This is a genomic window from Achromobacter deleyi, assembly GCF_013116765.2.
Taxonomy (GTDB): Bacteria; Pseudomonadota; Gammaproteobacteria; order Burkholderiales; family Burkholderiaceae_B; genus Achromobacter; species Achromobacter deleyi_A.
Genome location: NZ_CP074375.1, coordinates 3,148,801 through 3,165,357 on the forward strand (window position 1 = coordinate 3,148,801; position 16,557 = coordinate 3,165,357).

General features: G+C 65.8%; 17 protein-coding genes. 6 read left to right on the plus strand and 11 right to left on the minus strand.

What is annotated here, in order from left to right; genetic code table 11:
* Nucleotides 1-175 precede the first annotated feature (175 nt).
* The 3 genes from HLG70_RS14155 (at nt 176) to HLG70_RS14165 (ending at nt 3,736) form a co-directional block, all read left to right on the plus strand.
* Nucleotides 176-442, plus strand: coding sequence for a type B 50S ribosomal protein L31 (locus HLG70_RS14155; protein WP_057284973.1), 267 nt, complete (start codon nt 176-178; stop codon nt 440-442).
* Between the two features lie 124 nt (nt 443-566).
* Complete coding sequence (locus HLG70_RS14160; protein ID WP_171663358.1) at nt 567-2,297, plus strand: ArnT family glycosyltransferase; 1,731 nt, start codon at nt 567-569, stop codon at nt 2,295-2,297.
* Nucleotides 2,294-3,736, plus strand: coding sequence for an MATE family efflux transporter (locus tag HLG70_RS14165; RefSeq protein ID WP_171663359.1), 1,443 nt, complete (start codon nt 2,294-2,296; stop codon nt 3,734-3,736). The genes HLG70_RS14160 and HLG70_RS14165 overlap by 4 nt, the downstream gene beginning before the upstream one ends.
* Nucleotides 3,737-3,815: 79 nt before the next feature.
* On the opposite strand, the gene paaK is transcribed toward HLG70_RS14165, so the two are convergent.
* The 9 genes from paaK to paaA all read right to left on the minus strand — a co-directional run bounded on the left by paaK (nt 3,816) and on the right by paaA (nt 11,954).
* Nucleotides 3,816-5,129, minus strand: a complete 1,314-nt coding sequence (gene paaK / locus HLG70_RS14170; protein ID WP_171663360.1) for a phenylacetate--CoA ligase PaaK — start codon at nt 5,127-5,129, stop codon at nt 3,816-3,818.
* 102 nt (nt 5,130-5,231) lie between these two features.
* Nucleotides 5,232-5,702 carry a hydroxyphenylacetyl-CoA thioesterase PaaI gene (gene paaI, locus HLG70_RS14175; protein ID WP_171663361.1) on the minus strand — a complete coding sequence of 157 codons (471 nt, stop codon included), beginning with the start codon at nt 5,700-5,702 and terminating at the stop codon, nt 5,232-5,234.
* On the minus strand, nt 5,702-6,490 hold the full coding sequence (paaG, locus tag HLG70_RS14180) for a 2-(1,2-epoxy-1,2-dihydrophenyl)acetyl-CoA isomerase PaaG (RefSeq protein ID WP_171663362.1): 789 nt from the start codon (nt 6,488-6,490) through the stop codon (nt 5,702-5,704). Before paaG ends, paaI begins: the two co-directional genes overlap by 1 nt.
* A 13-nt stretch (nt 6,491-6,503) precedes the next feature.
* A complete protein-coding gene (gene paaN, locus HLG70_RS14185; RefSeq protein WP_171663363.1) occupies nt 6,504-8,168 on the minus strand; it encodes a phenylacetic acid degradation protein PaaN in 1,665 nt (554 codons plus the stop codon).
* Between the two features lie 47 nt (nt 8,169-8,215).
* Complete coding sequence (paaE, locus tag HLG70_RS14190; RefSeq protein WP_171663364.1) at nt 8,216-9,304, minus strand: 1,2-phenylacetyl-CoA epoxidase subunit PaaE; 1,089 nt, start codon at nt 9,302-9,304, stop codon at nt 8,216-8,218.
* Nucleotides 9,305-9,317: 13 nt separating this feature from the next.
* Nucleotides 9,318-9,824, minus strand: coding sequence for a 1,2-phenylacetyl-CoA epoxidase subunit PaaD (gene paaD / locus HLG70_RS14195; protein WP_171663365.1), 507 nt, complete (start codon nt 9,822-9,824; stop codon nt 9,318-9,320).
* Nucleotides 9,821-10,585 (minus strand): 1,2-phenylacetyl-CoA epoxidase subunit PaaC, encoded by a 765-nt coding sequence (paaC, locus tag HLG70_RS14200; protein ID WP_171663366.1) that lies wholly within the window; start codon nt 10,583-10,585, stop codon nt 9,821-9,823. Before paaC ends, paaD begins: the two co-directional genes overlap by 4 nt.
* Nucleotides 10,586-10,600: 15 nt before the next feature.
* Entirely contained in the window at nt 10,601-10,885 is a 285-nt protein-coding gene (gene paaB, locus HLG70_RS14205; protein WP_013392438.1) for a 1,2-phenylacetyl-CoA epoxidase subunit PaaB, read from the minus strand.
* Between the two features lie 79 nt (nt 10,886-10,964).
* Nucleotides 10,965-11,954, minus strand: coding sequence for a 1,2-phenylacetyl-CoA epoxidase subunit PaaA (gene paaA / locus HLG70_RS14210; RefSeq protein ID WP_171663367.1), 990 nt, complete (start codon nt 11,952-11,954; stop codon nt 10,965-10,967).
* A gap of 172 nt (nt 11,955-12,126) precedes the next feature.
* On the opposite strand from paaA, the gene paaX reads away from it, so the two are divergent.
* Nucleotides 12,127-13,056, plus strand: coding sequence for a phenylacetic acid degradation operon negative regulatory protein PaaX (paaX, locus tag HLG70_RS14215; RefSeq protein WP_171663368.1), 930 nt, complete (start codon nt 12,127-12,129; stop codon nt 13,054-13,056).
* Here paaX and HLG70_RS14220 read toward each other — a convergent pair.
* Together HLG70_RS14220 and orn are read right to left on the minus strand one after the other, a co-directional pair.
* A complete protein-coding gene (locus tag HLG70_RS14220; RefSeq protein ID WP_171663369.1) occupies nt 13,053-13,688 on the minus strand; it encodes an NAD(P)H-hydrate epimerase in 636 nt (211 codons plus the stop codon). The genes paaX and HLG70_RS14220 overlap by 4 nt on opposite strands.
* Before the next feature lie 45 nt (nt 13,689-13,733).
* On the minus strand, nt 13,734-14,279 hold the full coding sequence (orn, locus tag HLG70_RS14225; RefSeq protein WP_171663370.1) for an oligoribonuclease: 546 nt from the start codon (nt 14,277-14,279) through the stop codon (nt 13,734-13,736).
* A gap of 61 nt (nt 14,280-14,340) precedes the next feature.
* Here orn and HLG70_RS14230 point away from each other — a divergent pair, with 61 nt between their 5' ends.
* Both HLG70_RS14230 and rsgA read left to right on the plus strand, forming a co-directional pair.
* Nucleotides 14,341-15,591 (plus strand): M48 family metallopeptidase, encoded by a 1,251-nt coding sequence (locus HLG70_RS14230; RefSeq protein WP_171663371.1) that lies wholly within the window; start codon nt 14,341-14,343, stop codon nt 15,589-15,591.
* Between the two features lie 68 nt (nt 15,592-15,659).
* A complete protein-coding gene (gene rsgA, locus HLG70_RS14235) occupies nt 15,660-16,550 on the plus strand; it encodes a ribosome small subunit-dependent GTPase A (protein ID WP_171663419.1) in 891 nt (296 codons plus the stop codon).
* Nucleotides 16,551-16,557: the final 7 nt, after the last annotated feature.

Sequence of the window (16,557 nt, forward strand, 5' to 3'; positions counted from 1 at the left end):
CGGGCACGTCTTTCGCGGCTAGCCCGTGGAAATTTCCCATGCTAGAATTTGGGGTTACTTTTTGGATACGTGGCTAGCGTTATCCGCAGGTATCCCGTCTTTTGGGATATTTCAGCGTGCCTAGCTGGCGACCCTAACAACTTGAGAAAGACTCAAGAGAGTCTAGGAAAGCACCATGAAAGAAGGCATTCACCCCGAATACCGCGAAGTCGTCTTCGCCGACCTGCAAACGGGCAACAAGTTCATCACCCGTTCGACCGTCCACACGCGCGAAAACATCGAAATCGATGGCAAGACGTACCCGCTCTTCAAGTGCGACGTGACCTCCGAATCGCACCCGTTCTACACGGGCGCCCAGACGCGTATCGTCGAAACCGGCCGCGTGGAAAAGTTCCGCGCCCGCTTCGCCCGTACGGCCGGCACGGTCAAGTCCGCTTCCTGATCCTGTCGCTCCTGCGGGAGTCACAGCAAAAAGGCAGCCTTCGGGCTGCTTTTTTTTCCCCCCTTGCCGGCTTATTCACGGTCTAGGGCTGGCGCATTCTGATCACTCGGTTACATTAACGCCCGTGTCCCCTCTTTCTATTTCCACTCCGGCCCGGCTGACGTCGGTCGCCACCGCGAAACTGCCCCGCCTCATCCTGCTGGGCCTGGCACTGGCCTATATCGTGGCCGGCCTGTTCATGCGCGACCCGTGGAAGACGGACGACGCGGTCGGACTAGCGACCATGATCACGACGATCCGCGAAGGCGGACTCACCTGGCTGCTGCCGCAAGTGGGGCATCTGGCCCACGCCGAAGAAGGACCGTTGATCACGTGGGTCGGCGCGATCTGCATCTGGCTGTTCGGCCCCTTCATCGGTGACATCACCGCCGGCCGCCTGCCCAACCTGTTGTGGTTCGGCATCACGGCCGCGAGCGTCTGGTACGGCACCTATCTGCTTGGCCGCCGCCCGGAAGCCCAGCCGCTGGCGTTGCCGTTCGGCGGCGAGCCCGAACCGCGCGACTATGGCCGCATGCTGGCCGACGCCGCGCTGCTCCTGTTGCTGGCCACGGTGGGCATCCTGCAGCGCACCCACGAAACCACCGTCGTGCCCGCCATCATCGCGTGCCAGGCGCTGGCCTTCTATTCACTGGCACGCACCGTGGACCGCCCCATCACGGGCTCCACCACGCTGGGGATTGCGCTGGCCGCAAGCTTCCTGACGCGCGGCTGGGTCGGCGCCCTGCCCATCATGATCGGCGCGGCCCTCGCCTTCTATCCCCGCAGCCAGCTGTGGAAATGCAAGCGCTGGGCGCTGTGGGCCGCGCTGCTGGCCGCCGCCCTGATCCTGGCATGGTGGATTCCCGCCAGCCAGGGCAGCGAGTATTGGATCCGCAACTGGAAGACCTGGAACCTGTCGTCCTTCGCGGTGCCCTCCTGGCACGACGCCGGGCGCACCCTGCGCGACCTGCCCTGGTATCTGTGGCCCACCTGGCCGCTGGCGCTGCTGGCCATCTGGCGCTGGCGCGCCTGGATCTATGCGCCGCATATCTGGCTGCCCCTGATGCTGCTGGTCTGCTCGGCGCTGATCCTGTTCATACAGGAACAAGCCTCGGATGCCGAGTACGTGCTGCTGGCCGTGCCCTGCGCGGTACTGGGCGCGTTCTCGCTGCCGACCCTGCGCCGCGGGGTCGTCAATACGCTCGATTGGTTCGCCGTCATGTGCTTTTCGCTGACCGCGGCCACCGTCTGGCTTGGCTGGGTGGCCCTGCACTTCCAGTGGCCGGCCCAGATTTCCCGCAATATCGGACGCCAGACCACCGGCTACGAGCCCGTCATTTCCTGGGTGGCCTTCGCCCTGGCCGTGCTCTTCACCCTGGCCTGGGTCGCGCTGGTGGTGTGGCGGCTGCGTGTGCGTCCGCAAGCGCTGTGGCGCGGCACCGTGCTGTCGGCCGGCGGACTGACCACCACATGGATCCTGCTGGTGCTGCTATGGCAGCCGGCGGTGGACTACGCCCGCAGCTACCGCACCGTTTCGGGCCAACTCGCGCAGGCGCTTGAGCAGCACAAGCGCCCCGGCGAATGCGTGCGCGGGCTGAGTCTGGGCAGCGGCCAGCGCGCGTCGTTCCTGATCTTCAATAACCTGTCCTTCACGTTCGACGCCCGCTGCACGCTGGTCCTGCAGCAGACCAGCAACCAGAGCCTGCGCGACAACACCTCCGCGTATAGCGACGGCGCCGACGTGCTGTGGCAAGGCGGCCGCCGCGCCGACCGGCAGGAAGTGTTCCGGCTGCTGCGGGTCGGCGCCAAGCAATGACCCCCGCGCCAATGGCGCCGATGACCTTCGGCGCCACCCTGCGCGGCATCCTCAAGCAGGCCTGGCCCGTGCTGATCAGCCAATGGGCAAGCATTTCGTTCGGCGTGCTGGACACCGCCATGACGGGCCACTCCAGCCCCGACGACCTGGCGGCGATGGCGCTGTCCGCGTCCATCTACATCACCATATTCGTGGGACTGATGGGCGTCGTGCATGCCCTGATCCCGATCCTGGCCCAGCAGTTCGGCGCCGGCAACAATCTTGAAGTCGGCCGCAGCTGGGGCCAAGGCGTCTGGCTGGCGCTGGGCCTGTCCGTCGTAGGCGCGATCCTGATGCTGTTCCCGGACGTGTGGCTGTCCATGTCGGGTGAAGTCGCCCCCGGGGTGCGCGACCGCATCGCCTCCTATCTGCAGGCGCTGGTGCTGGCCCTGCCGGCCGCGCTGGTGTTCCGCACCATCTATGCGCTTGGCACCGCGGTATCCCGGCCCAAGCTGGTCATGGCCATCAACCTGTCGATCATCGGCTTCAAGGCGCTATTCAACTGGCTTTTCATCTACGGCACGTTGGGCCTGCCCGCGATGGGCGCGGCCGGCGCCGGACTGGCCACCGCCGTGGTGTCGTGGATGAGCCTGGGGCTGGGCCTGTGGGTGATCACGCGCGATCGCTACTACCGCCGTTTCCAGCTCCGGGTCGGCAAACCGGACTGGAAGGCGCTGAAGGAACTGCTGCGCCTGGGCCTCCCCATGGGGGGATCCTATCTGGTCGAAGTGTCCGCATTCACGTTCATGGCGCTGCTGGTCGCGCGCGAAGGCACTTTCGTGACCGGCGGCCACCAGATCATGTCGAACCTGGCCGCGCTCTGTTACATGATGCCGATGGCGCTCGGCGTCGCCACCGCCGCGCTGACGGCGCAAGCCATCGGCGCCGGCAACCTTGCGCATGCCCATCGCACCGGCATGGCGGGACTTGCCTTGGGCCTGATGGGCGCATTGCTGACGTCGGCGGTGCTGCTGGCCGGCCGCCCGCTCATCCTGGCCGCCTACACCGACAACGCCGAGGTGGCGGCCGTCGCGACCGCGCTGCTGGCGGTCCTGCCGCTGTTCCACCTGTTCGACTCGATGCAGTGCATCAACTCCTACCTGTTGCGCGCCTATAAAGTGGCCGTGGTGCCCCTGCTGCTGCAGATGGTGGCGCTGGCGGGAGTGGGCCTGGTCGGCGGCTGGTGGTTCGGCTTTGGCCCGGGCCGCGGCGGATTGGACGGATTGCGCGGGGAGCTGGTGCCCGGCTCGCCCGAAGGGGCGGGCAGCATGTGGCTGATGGCCATGGTCGGCCTGGCGCTGTCCGCCGCCCTGCTGCACTACTGGTATCGGCGCATCGTGCGCGCCGTGGGGCGACAGGCCCCAACAGGCGGGATGGGACGCGGCGCAAGGCCTGAATAGCCGCCCTGCCGCCGCGGCTGCCCTCCAGGGAGCAGCAAGCGGCAAAGCGAGGCGGCGTGGGGGGCTTTCCCCCGGGGACCTACTTCGGCCGCCTGTCGATCACGCGACGCGCCTTGCCGGTCAAGGTGCGCTCGACCTGGCCGGCGTCCGACACCTGGATGCGGGCGCTCACGCCGATGTGCGTCTTGACCGCGTGCTGCAGCTGCTTGCCCAGGTTGGCGCGGTCCGCGTCCGACAGGCCCGAGAACTCCGCGCGCACTTCGGTCAGGATCTCCAGCTCATCCATGTTGCCCGTGCGCGTCAGCACCAGCTGGTAGTGCGGCGCCAGCTGCGCAATCTTCAGCACCAGCTCTTCGACCTGCGTGGGGAACATGTTCACGCCGCGCACGATGAGCATGTCGTCGCTGCGGCCGGTGATCTTGCCGATGCGGCGCATGCTGCGCGAGGTCGGCGGCAGCAAGCGGGTCAGGTCGCGCGTGCGGTAGCGCACGATGGGCATCGCTTCCTTGGTCAGCGACGTGAACACCAGCTCGCCGGCCTCGCCTTCGGCCACGGGCTCGCCCGTATCCGGATTGATGATCTCGGCGTAGAAGTGGTCTTCCCACACCACCGGGCCGTCCTTGGTCTCGACGCATTCGCTCGCCACGCCCGGCCCCATCACTTCGGAAAGGCCGTAGATGTCTACCGCGTCGATGCCGGCTTCGGTCTCGATGTCGGCGCGCATCTGGCCCGTCCACGGCTCGGCGCCGAAGATGCCGATACGCAGCGAACTTTGACGCGGATCAATGCCCTGCCGCCGCTGTTCTTCCAGAATATTGCAGAAATAGGAGGGCGTGACCATGATGATGTCCGGACGGAAATCGTTGATCAGCTGCACCTGTTTTTCGGTCTGTCCGCCCGACATCGGGATGACCGTGCAGCCCAGGCGTTCCGCGCCGTAATGCGCGCCCAGGCCGCCCGTGAACAAGCCGTAGCCGTAGGCCACGTGCACCGTGTCGCCGGGTTTGCCGCCCGCGGCGCGGATCGAGCGCGCCACCAGGTTGGCCCAGTTGTCCAGGTCGCCCTTGGTATAGCCCACCACGGTCGGCTTGCCGGTCGTGCCGCTGGACGCATGGATGCGCGAGATGCGTTCACGTGGCACGGCGAACATGCCGAACGGATAGTTCTCGCGCAGTTCCTTCTTGGTCGTGAAGGGGAACCTGGAGATGTCGGACAGTTGCTTCAGGTCATCCGGATGCACGCCGACTTCGTCGAACGCTTTCTTGTAGTGCGGCACATTTTCGTAGGCATGCTTGAGCGACCACTTCAATCGCTCGAGCTGCAGCGCGCGCAGCTCATCCTGGCTGGCATGCTCGATGGGATCCAGTCCCGGCTTGCTCATGGTGTTGGGCATGATGATGTCTCTCCTGAAATTCTCTACGCCCCGTCCCGGGCGGCGCGGGTCCAATCCGCGCGCGGCCCGGCCGGCGGCCTTCTCTTTGGTTGGGCTATGCGGTCAAGCGTCGGCCGGCACTCCGACAATCTGGCCCTTGATGCGGTAGGAACGGCCCCTGAACAGGGCCACGTTGCGGCCGTCCTGGTTGGTGACCGTGACGTCGTAGACGCCAGTGCGGCCGGCCAGCGAACGCTCCTGGGCCACGGCGGTCAGCATGTCGCCCTCGAATCCGGGCGCCAGGTAGTCGATCGTGCATCCGGACGCCACGGTGCTGACGTTGCGGGAATTGCAGGAGAACGCGAAAGCGCTGTCGGCCAGGGCGAAGATGAAGCCGCCATGGCAGGTCTTGTGGCCGTTCAGCATGTCGGCGCGCACTCGCATCGTCAGCCGCGCGTAGCCCGGCGCCATTTCCTCGATCTTCATGTCCAGGCCCTGCGTGGCCGCATCGCCCGCATACATGACGGAACCCACGGCTTGCGCAAGTTCCTGGGGATCGGCCGGCACTTCAACGGGGGGAACGTGTGCGCTCATCATTGCCCCTTGAATTGCGGTTCACGCTTGCCCAGGAAGGCGGCGACGCCTTCGGCGTAATCCGCGCTGCGGCCCAGCTCGCGCATCATGTCGCGCTCCAGGTCGAGCTGCGTGGACAGGTCATTGCCCAGGCTGGCCTGCAGGGCGCGCTTGGTGAAAGCCAGGCCCTTGGTGGGCGCCGCCGCGAAATGCCGGGCCAGGCGGTCCAGTTCGGCGTCGAATTCCTCGTCCGCGACGCATTGCCAGATCAGGCCCCACTCTTGCGCCTGCTTGGCGCTGAGCTTGTCGCCCAGCATGGCCAGGCCCATGGCGCGGGCGCGGCCCACCAGGCGCGGCAGCGCAAAGGTGCCGCCGGTGTCCGGAATCAGGCCCAGGCGGCAGAACGACTGGATGAAGTTGGCCGAGGCCTTGGCGATGACGATATCGCCCGCGAACGCCAGGTTGGCCCCCGCCCCCGCGGCCACGCCGTTCACCCCCACCACGACGGGCATGGGCAAGGCGTTCAGGCGGCGCACCAGCGGCGCGTAGAACTTGTCGACGGTCTCGCCCAGGTCGGGCGGCGTGCCGTCCGCGGCGGGCTTGCGCTCGCTCAGGTCCTGGCCCGCGCAGAAGCCGCGGCCCGCGCCGGTCAGGACCAGCACGCGCGCGCCTTCCGTCTCGATGCGCGTCAGCGCGTCAGCCACTTCCGCATGCATGTTGGCGGTGAAGCTGTTCAGCTTGTCCGGGCGGTTCAGCGTCAGGCGCGCGATGCCGCCGGACAGATCGAATTGAATATCCTGATAGCTCATGTGGGCGCCCTGCTCAGACGTGCCGGCGGGTTTGCACCACGCGGAAGCGGTTCGAGACGAATGCCGAGTCGGACAGCGCCGCATTGGCCGCCGGATTGGCGCCGGTGCCATGGAAGTCGCTGAAGGCCGCCGTCTGGTTGACGAACACCGCACCCGTCAGGTTGAGCGACAGCGACACGCCGGACACTTCCGCCGCGTCCTGCACCTGCTCGGCCACCCGGTCATCCGTCGTATAGGCGGACAGGGACAGGGCGCCATGCTTGATGACGCTGTCGCGCGCCAGCTGGATGCTGTGGGTGGTGGAATCGGTGGCCACCACAAAGGCGATGGGGCCGAACCATTCCTGGCTGATGGCGGCGTTGCCGGCTTCCGTGCGCAGCAGCAGCGGCGTGCGGACACGGGCGTTCTCAAACTGGGGATGAGCCAGCGTCTTGCTGTCGGCCACCACGGGCAGACCCAGCGCGCGCGCCTTTTCGATACGTTCGACAATGCCTTCGTTCTGGATGGCGCCGGTCAGTTCGACGGCCTTGGCCGCATCGGCGCTGACCTTTTCCAGCGCCACGCCCAGCGCGGCGGCAACGTCGTCGAAGCTGACGCGGCCTTCCGGCGTATTGATGCCGTCGCGTGGCACGTAGATGTTCTGCGGCGCGGTGCACATCTGGCCCGAATACAGGGCCAACGAGAACGCCAGGTTGCGAGCCACGCCTTTCAGGTCGGCGGTGGAGTCGATGATGACCTGGTTCACGCCGGCTTTCTCGGTGTAGACCAGCGCCTGGCGGGCATTGTTTTCGAGCCAGTCGCCATTGGCGGTGCTGCCGGTGAAGTCAACGATCTTGACGGCCGGATCCAGCGCCAGCTTCTGCGCGGTATCGTCACCGGCCGCATGCGCGGCCAGTTGCACCACGTCGGGGTCAAACCCTGCTTCCTGCAACACTTCGCGCGCCACCTTCACAGTGATGGCCAGCGGCAGGATCGCGCCAGGATGCGGCTTGACGATGACGGTGTTGCCGGTCGCCAGGCTGGCGAACATGCCGGGATAGCCGTTCCAGGTCGGGAAGGTCGAGCAGCCGATCACCAGCGCCACGCCGCGCGGCACCACGGTGAACTGCTTTTCCATGCGGATCGGATCGTTCTTGCCCTGCGGCTTTTCCCAGATGGACACGCCGGGAATGCGCGACATTTCCTGCCAGGCGTAGGTCACGGCTTCAAAGCCGCGGTCCTGCGCATGCGGGCCGCCGGCCTGGAAGGCCATCATGAAGCCCTGTCCGGTGGTGTGCTGAACGGCGTAGGCGATCTCGAAGCTGAGCTTGTTCAGGCGGGCCAGGATTTCGAGCGACACGCCGACCCAGGCGCGCGGGCCGGCTCGGCGCCAGTCCTCCAGCGCGCGCATGGACGCCGCGATCAGCTTGGCGGGCGGCACATGCGGATAGGTGATGCCCAGGTCGAAACCGTAGGGGGATTGTTCGCCGCCCACCGTGCCGTCGGCATCATGCAGGTTCAGCGGAAAGGGCTTGCCGCGCAGGGCTTCGAAGGCGGCACGGCCGTCATCGTTGGCGGTTTCGCCATAGTTGCGCGGGCTGGGCGACTCGGCAAACGGGCTCCAGTAGCCGCGCAGCGCGGCGGCAGCCAGGGATTGTTCCAGCAGGGGCTGGTGGCGTTCGAAAAATTTCTGGGACACTCTCGTCTCTCCAAATGGATATGAATTTCTGCCAGGCGCGGGCCGGGTCAGGTTTCCTGATCGAAGTCGATGACCAGGCGGTCGCTGACCGGGAAGCTCTGGCAGCTCAGGATGAAACCGCGCGCCACTTCGTAGTCTTCCAGGGCGAAGTTGGCATCCATGTCCACCTCGCCTTCGATCACCTTGCAACGGCAGGTGGAACACACCCCGCCCTTGCACGAATACGGCAGTTCGATCCCTTGCGCCAGCGCCGAGTCCAGCACGCTATCTTTGTTCTTTTCAATGACGAACATGCGGCTATGTCCGTCTTGCACCACCGTGACCTCGCACTGGCCCTTGCCGGGCGCCTGGCGGGCGTCCTGGCCGGTGCGCAATCCGCGCGGCCCCTTGGGCGCGCCGAAGAGCTCGAACTTGATGTTCGACTTCGGAATGCCGCGGGCCTGCAGCCGCTCGACCACGCTTTCCGTCATGGTCTGCGGGCCACAGACAAAAGCGTAGTCGATATCCTCGGGACTCATCCAGGCCGACATGAGCTGGTCGACCTTGTCGCCGTCCAGGCGGCCGTTGAACAGCTCGATGTCCTGGGTTTCGCGGCTCATGACGTAGACCAGCGAAAAGCGGTCCATGTAGAGGTTCTTCAGATCTTCGATCTCTTCGCGGAAAAGCACCGCCGAGGACGCGCGGTTGCCGAAGAACAGCGTGAACGTGCTGCGCGGTTCGGTCGACAGCGCCGTCTTGACCAGCGAGAACACCGGGGTGATGCCGCTGCCCACCGCAAACGCCACATAGTGGCGCTGGTTCTCGGGTGAGAAGTCGACGGTGAAATTGCCCGCCGGCGCCATGACTTCCAGCGTCTGGCCGGGCTGCAGTTCGTGATTGGCCCAGCTGGAGAACGTGCCCTCGTCCACCTTCTTGATCGCCACGCGCAGCAGCTTGTCGTGCGGCGCGGAACAGATGGAGTACGAACGGCGCAGTTCTTCGCCGTTGAGCTGGGTGCGCAGCGTCAGGTACTGGCCGGGCAGGAAGGCGAACTCTTCCGTCAGCGCCTCGGGCAGGTCGAAGGTCACGACCACGGCATCGCGCGTATTGCGCGCCACGGAGGCCACCTTCAAGGAATGGAATTGGTTCTGGCTCATCTCGAAACCACTCTCAGTGAGTCTTGAAATAATCGAAGGGCTCGCGGCAAGACACGCAGCGGTACAGCGCCTTGCACGATGTTGAGCCGAAGTTGCTGACCAGGCGCGTCTCGCGCGAACCGCAGCGCGGACACGCGATGGCGGGACCGGTGGCCCGGCGGCTGATGCCCGAGATGTCGATGGCGCGTTCGGCGGGCGCGGCTATGCCGTAGTCCTTGAGCGCCTCGCGCCCCTTCTCGCTCATCCAGTCGGTCGTCCAGGCGGGAGCCAGGCGGGTTTCGACACGGACCTCGCCGATGCCATGGCGCCCCAGCGTCTGCTGGATATCCTGCGTGATCTCGCGCATGGCGGGGCAGCCGGAATACGTGGGCGTGATGACCACGACACAGGCGCCGCCGTCCCAGGACACGTCGCGCACCACGCCCAGATCCACCACGGACAGCACGGGGATCTCCGGATCCGGAACCTCTTGCAGCCAGGCGTAGACCTGGTCGGCGGAAATGGGCGCAAGCGCGTTCACCACGTTGCTCCGGGATAGGCGCGCTGCAGGTGCTGCATCTCGGCCAGCACGTAGCCCAGCGCTTCGGTGTGCCTGCCCTGACGGCCGCCGCGGTACGCCAGATGGTTCGCGGCCGTTTCTTCCGGCACGGTCATGGTGGCTTCCTGGAGCACTTCGCGCACATGCGCCAGCCAGGGCTGGCGCAGGGCGGACAGCTCACAGCCGATGCCGCGGGAGGCCAGGTCCAGGTCGATGGCGTCGTCGGCGAACAGTTCCCCGGTAAAGCGCCAGGCGTCGTCGATGGCGGCCTGCATCTTGGCGTGGCTTTCGGCGGTGCCGTCGCCCAGGCGCACCACCATGTCCGACGAGCGGCGCACGTGGTAGGTCACTTCCTTGATCGACTTGGCGGCGATGGCGGCCACGCGCTCGTCGGAGGACTTCTCCAGCCGCTGAAGCAGGAAGTAGTGCCAGACGTCGAACAGGAACTGCCGCGCCATGGTGTCGGCGTAGTTGCCGTTGTCGCGCTCCACCAGCAGCACGTTGTGGAACTGGTGCGTATCGCGCAGGTAGGCCAGCGCGTCTTCGTCGCGGCCCGCGCCCTCGACCTCGCCGGCCAGGGTCAGCCACATGCGGGCCTGGCCCAGCAGGTCCAGCGCGGTATTGGTCAGCGCCAGGTCCTCTTCCAGGATGGGTCCGTGTCCGGTCCAGGCGCCCAGGCGCTGCGACAGGATGAGCGACGAGTCGCCCAGGCGCAGCAGGTACTCAAAGAATGTCTTGTCCATGTCTCCCCCCGCGCCTTACATGTGCTTGATTTCTTCTGGCATCGGGAAAAAAGTCGGATGCCGGTAAACCTTGCTGTTGGCGGGTTCGAACAGCGGATCCTTGTCGCCGGGGCTGCTGGCCGAGATGTCGGACGCGCGCACCACCCAGATGCTCAGACCTTCATTGCGGCGGGTGTAGACGTCACGCGCATGATTGATCGCCATTTCGGCGTCGGACGCGTGCAGGCTGCCCACGTGCTTGTGCGCCAGGCCGTGCTGACTGCGGATGAAGACTTCCCACAAAGGCCAGTCTTTGCTCATGATGGATTTCCTCTAATGCCGGGCGCGCCGAGCGCGCACCGGTCTCTGATGATGAAGAAGCTTGAAGTCGGAACGCGGCTCAGGCGGCCTTGCGCTCGGCCTGCTTGTCGGCGTAGGCGACGAGCGCGTCGCGCACCCAGGCGCCGTCCTCGTGCGCCTTGACGCGCGCAGCCAGGCGTTCGCGGTTGCAGGGGCCATTGCCCTTGAGCACCGCGTAGAACTCGCTCCAGTCGATCTCGCCGAAGTCATAGTGGCCGCGTTCGGCGTTCCACTTCAGGGCGGGATCCGGGACAGTCAGGCCCAGGTACTCGGCCTGCGGCACGGTCTGGTCCACCATCTTCTGGCGCAGCTCGTCGTTGGAGAAGAGCTTGATCTTCCAGGCCATGGACTGGGCGCTGTTGGGCGAGTCCGCGTCGGACGGGCCGAACATCATCAGGGCAGGCCACCACCAGCGGTTCAGCGAGTCCTGGACCATGGCCTTCTGTTCGGGCGTGCCGTGCAGGCACATCTGCATGAGCAGGTCGTAGCCCTGGCGCTGGTGGAAGGACTCTTCCTTACAGACGCGCACCATGGCCCGCGCATAGGGACCATAGGAACAGCGGCACAACGGGATCTGGTTGATGATCGCGGAGCCGTCGACCAGCCAGCCGATCATGCCGATGTCGGCCCAGCTGAGCGTGGGGTAGTTGAAGATGCTGGAATACTTGGCGCGGCCGGCATGCAGGTCGTCGATCAGGTCGTCGCGCGACACGCCCAGTGTTTCGGCGGCGCTGTACAGGTACAGCCCGTGGCCCGCCTCGTCCTGCACCTTGGCCAGCAGGATGGCCTTGCGCTTGAGCGAGGGCGCGCGGGTGATCCAGTTGCCTTCGGGCAACATGCCGACGATTTCCGAGTGCGCGTGCTGCGAGATCTGGCGCACCAGCGTCTTGCGATAGGCCTCGGGCATCCAGTCCTTGGCTTCGATGCGGACGCCGTCGTCGATGCGTCGCTGGAACGTCTGTTCCAGGCCTTCGAGCTGGTCCGCGGTCTTGACCTGCTTGACGCCGGTTTCGACGAGTTGAGCGTACATGTTTGTCTCCTTGAGACGGTTTGCGAAAACGCAAGGCAAACGCTCCGCAGTGCCGTCATGTCATAGGAGGATTATTTAATACAAAAAATTCATTGTCAAACTCAAATCTGTATCACATTGGATTTATGTATCATATTGAGGATCCCGATACCGGCCCCTTGCGGCCCCCCTTATGGCAAACCCTCAGTCCCCCCTGGACCGCTTCCTGTCCCGCTTGTTGAAAAGCGATCCGCCCCGTGCAAAATCGCTCTGCGTCAGTTTGCTGGGGGACGCACTGGCCCCCCATGGCGGCGCCATCTGGCTGGGCAGCCTGATCGAGCTGCTGGCCCCGCTGGGAATCAATGAGCGCCTGCTGCGCACCAGCGTCTTCCGCCTGGTCGCGCAGAACTGGCTGCAGTCGGAGCGGCATGGCCGGCGCAGCCTCTACCTGATTTCGGAACAGGGCGCGCGCTACACCTCGCACGCCTCGCAGCGCATCTATGAAGGTGCGGCCAAGGACTGGAACGGTGAATGGACGCTGGTCGCGCTGCCGCGCTCGGGCAACGGCCTGGCTGAACGCGGCGAACTGCGCCGCGAGCTGATCTGGGAAGGGTTTGGCATGATTGCGCCGGGCCTGTTCGCGCACCCGCACACCGAGGCGCGCGCGGCGCACGACATCCTGGACAAGCTGGGCATCCCGGACCGCGCCCTGGTGCTGTCGGCCCGCGACCTGGCCGGTGCGGGCGGCCTGCCCATCGCCAGCCTGGCGTCACAGTGCTGGAACCTGGACGACGTGGCCGAGCAGTACCGGCAGTTCTCGCGGAATTTCGGACCGCTGGAAAAACTGCTGGAGGACGCCGCCACGCCGTCCGAGGCTTTCACGGTCCGGGTCATGCTGTTGCACAACTGGCGCCGGATCGTCCTGCACGATCCCCAGTTGCCCGCGCCCATGCTGCCCGACAACTGGCCGGGGCACGCCGCGCGCGAATTGTGCGGCCGTATCTACTGGAGGGTTTTCGACGCGTCGGAAACGCACCTGAATGCCCTGGCTGGACAGGACAATGAGCGCTATTCGCCATTGGCGGCGGAAGTGGAATCCCGCTTTGGCGGTCGGCCGGGCTAAAGGATTCCGTCGCTGGCGGGGGGCATCGTCACGCCCAGGGTGTCCACGTGGAGTTCTCCCGCCGCGTCGCGGCCGGGTCCCGGCAACGCCACGCCTCTGGCAGGCGCAATAAAGGATAGGGTCCAGCGGGCCCGTATCGGCCTTCCCAGGGCGGCACCGGTATCGGCATCGATTCCGCTGGGCACGTCCAGCGCCAGCACCGGCGCCCGCCAGCCATTCACGGTATCGACCAGCGCCTGCCATTCCGCGCCCAGAGGCCGGTTCAAGCCGATGCCGAACAGACCGTCCATGACCAGGCCTGGAATCTCGCCCTCGGTCAGCGCCGCCTGGACGGTCCCGCCCGCGGCAAGCCAGCCGGCATAGGCGCGAGCAGCGTCGGCCGGAAGCTTGCTGGGCCCGGCGGGCAGCAGCACCCGCACATCGAATCCTTGATCGCGCAGCCGGGCGGCGGCTTCCATGGCGTCGCCGCCATTGTTGCCGGGACCAGCCAACGCCAGCACGTGCGTGCCAGACGGGAAGCGCTGGGCGGCGAATCGGGCGGCGGCCGCGCCGGCCAGCGGCATCAGCGCCCTCCCTTGCTCCAGGGCGAGCCGTTCGGCATGGCGGATGGCGGCAACGGGATAGGACAGCATGGACGCCCCGGGGCTAGACACCTGATCAACCGGTGACGGAAGACGTCACAGCTTCAGGAAATGCTCGCGGTAGTACTTGAGTTCATCGATGGATTCGTAGATGTCGGCCAGCGCTTCGTGACGGCTCTTTTTCTCGAAGCCCTTGTAGACGGCCGGGGCCCAGCGGCGCGCCAATTCCTTCAGCGTGCTGACATCCAGGTTGCGGTAGTGGAAGAACTGCTCCAGGCGCGGCATGTAAGCAAACATGAACCGGCGGTCCTGGCTGATCGTGTTACCGCACATCGGGGACTTGCCGGCCGGCACATGCTGCGCCAGAAACGCCAACAGCGTATCCTCTGCCTGCGCCTCGGATACCGTGGACGCCTTCACCTTGTCGATCAGGCCGCTCTTGCCGTGGGTGGATTTGTTCCAGTTGTCCATGGCGTCGAGCAGGCTGTCGGGCTGGTGCACCACCAGCACGGGGCCTTCGGCCACGACCGTGAGATCGGGCTCGGTCACCACGACGGCGACTTCGATAATGCGTTCTTTCTCAGGGTCCAGCCCGGTCATTTCCATGTCGAGCCATACCAGGCGGTTTTCGTTCGCAGCCATATAATTTGCCTATAAAACACGCGATTTTCGCACATCCCTTCTTGAGCAAACCGCATCGCCCATGTTCACACTGCTGTTCGTTGCCTTTCTGCTGACCGATATCGCCGTGCGCATGTGGCTGGCCTCGCGCCAGATCCGCCACGTCGCCCGCAATCGGGGCGAGGTGCCATCGGAATTCTCCCATCGCATCGGGCTGGCCAGCCATCAGCGCGCGGCCGACTACACGGTGGCGCGGGTCAAGCTGGGCATGCTTGAACGTACCTACGACGCAATCCTGCTGGTATGCCTGACCCTGATGGGCGGCCTGCAATTCATCGACCTGCTGGTAAGCCAGCTTACCAGCAACGACTTCGTGCGGCAGATGCTGCTGCTGGTGGTGGTGGCGCTGGTGCTGGGGCTGCTCGGCCTGCCCTTCACGCTATGGCGGCAGTTCAAACTGGAGGCGCGCTTCGGATTCAACCGCATGACGCCCGCGCTGTTCATCGCCGACGCCCTGAAGGGTCTGCTGGTCGCGGCGGTGCTGGGCCTGCCTCTGGCCGCGGCGGTGCTCTGGCTGATGGGCAGCGCCGGCGCGTACTGGTGGGTCTGGGCCTGGGCCCTCTGGACGGTATTCAACCTGGCGCTGCTGATCATCTACCCGATGTTCATCGCCCCGCTCTTCAACAAGTTCACGCCACTGTCCGACCCCGAACTGGCCGGACGCATCCAGCGCCTGGCGCAGCGTTGCGGCTTTGCCTTGAACGGGCTGTTCGTGATGGACGGATCGCGCCGCTCCGCCCATGGCAACGCCTACTTCACGGGTTTCGGCCGTTCGCGCCGCATCGTGTTCTTCGACACCTTGCTGGCCCGCCTGAACGCCGACGAGATCGAAGCGGTGCTGGCGCATGAACTGGGCCATTTCGCCAAGCGCCACATCATCAAGCGCATTGTCTTCAGCTTTGGCGCCGCGCTGGTATTCTTCGCCATCCTGGGATGGATCGCCCAGCAGTCCTGGTTCTATGTGGGACTGGGCGTCCTGCCGCAGCTGGGCGGGCGCAATGATGCCATGGCGCTGCTGCTGTTCTTCCTTGTCATCCCTGTATTCACCTTCATGTTCACGCCGTTGGCCAGTTGGTACTCGCGCCGCGACGAATTCGAAGCCGACCGCTATGCGGCCGAACAGAGTTCGCCGGAACGCCTGGTATCCGCACTGGTCAAACTCTACGACGACAACGCCGCAACGCTGACCCCCGACCCTGTGCATTCCGCCTTCTACGATAGCCACCCCCCCGCCGCCGTGCGCATCCGCCACCTGATGGCGCCTGCCGCATGAGCGCGCCGCGCAAGTCCAAGACCTCACCGCCAGTCGCCCAATACGAGGGCCTGCCCAAGCGCGACCCCATGGAAGGCCGCATCATCGCCGCCCATGGGCGTCACTACACCGTGGAGCTCGCGGACGGCGCATTGCGCAAGTGCTTCCCGCGGGGCAAGAAAGCCGGCGCCGCCGTGGGCGACCGCGTGCGGATCACGCCCCAGGGCAAGGACGAAGGCGCCATCGACGCCATCCTGCCGCGCAGCAACCTGCTGTTCCGTTCCGACGAAATGCGTTCCAAGCAATTTGCGTCCAACGTGGACCAGCTGCTGATCGTGATCGCCGTGCGGCCCACCTTTTCCGACGATCTCACCGGCCGCGCGCTGGCGGGCGCATGGAGCGCGGGCATTTCGCCGCTGATCATCCTGAACAAGACGGACCTGGCGGATGAGTTGCCGGCCGCGCGCGCGCGCCTGGCGCCCATCGCCGCGCTGGGGGTGGACGTGATCGAACTGAGCGCGCTGGAACCTGAAAAGGTCCAGGCCCTGCTGGCGCCGCGCCTGGCCGGGCGCACCAGCCTGCTGCTGGGCCAGAGCGGCATGGGTAAGTCCACACTGCTCAACGTGCTGGTGCCCGACGCTGCCGCCGCCACCCGCGAGCACTCGACCGCGCTGGACATGGGCAAGCACACCACGACCAGCACGCGGCTCTACCACCTGCCCGATCCCGGCGGGGACCTGATCGACTCCCCCGGATTCCAGGCCTTCGGGCTGCAACACCTGACCCGCGAAGACATCATCCGCGGCTTTCCGGAATTCACGCAGCCCATCGAAGAGTGCCGTTTCTACAACTGCTCCCATCGTCATGAGCCAGGCTGCGGCGTGGTCGCGGCATTGCAGGCCGGCAGGATAGATCCGGCGCGCTACGCCCTGTACGAGCGCATCCTGGAAGAAAACCTGGCGGGCCAGCAGCGCTACTGATCCTTCC

Coding starts and splice junctions, on each gene's coding strand:
- HLG70_RS14165 (WP_171663359.1), top strand. CDS start 2,294: ATGACCCCCGCGCCAATGGCGCCGATGACCTTCGGCGCCACCCTGCGC.
- paaE (WP_171663364.1), bottom strand. CDS start 9,304: ATGAGCCAGAACCAATTCCATTCCTTGAAGGTGGCCTCCGTGGCGCGC.
- paaI (WP_171663361.1), bottom strand. CDS start 5,702: ATGAGCGCACACGTTCCCCCCGTTGAAGTGCCGGCCGATCCCCAGGAA.
- HLG70_RS14230 (WP_171663371.1), top strand. CDS start 14,341: ATGTTCACACTGCTGTTCGTTGCCTTTCTGCTGACCGATATCGCCGTG.
- HLG70_RS14155 (WP_057284973.1), top strand. CDS start 176: ATGAAAGAAGGCATTCACCCCGAATACCGCGAAGTCGTCTTCGCCGAC.
- HLG70_RS14220 (WP_171663369.1), bottom strand. CDS start 13,688: ATGCTGTCCTATCCCGTTGCCGCCATCCGCCATGCCGAACGGCTCGCC.
- paaG (WP_171663362.1), bottom strand. CDS start 6,490: ATGAGCTATCAGGATATTCAATTCGATCTGTCCGGCGGCATCGCGCGC.
- orn (WP_171663370.1), bottom strand. CDS start 14,279: ATGGCTGCGAACGAAAACCGCCTGGTATGGCTCGACATGGAAATGACC.
- paaC (WP_171663366.1), bottom strand. CDS start 10,585: ATGGACAAGACATTCTTTGAGTACCTGCTGCGCCTGGGCGACTCGTCG.
- paaK (WP_171663360.1), bottom strand. CDS start 5,129: ATGCCCAACACCATGAGCAAGCCGGGACTGGATCCCATCGAGCATGCC.
- rsgA (WP_171663419.1), top strand. CDS start 15,660: ATGGAAGGCCGCATCATCGCCGCCCATGGGCGTCACTACACCGTGGAG.
- paaX (WP_171663368.1), top strand. CDS start 12,127: ATGGCAAACCCTCAGTCCCCCCTGGACCGCTTCCTGTCCCGCTTGTTG.
- paaB (WP_013392438.1), bottom strand. CDS start 10,885: ATGAGCAAAGACTGGCCTTTGTGGGAAGTCTTCATCCGCAGTCAGCAC.
- paaA (WP_171663367.1), bottom strand. CDS start 11,954: ATGTACGCTCAACTCGTCGAAACCGGCGTCAAGCAGGTCAAGACCGCG.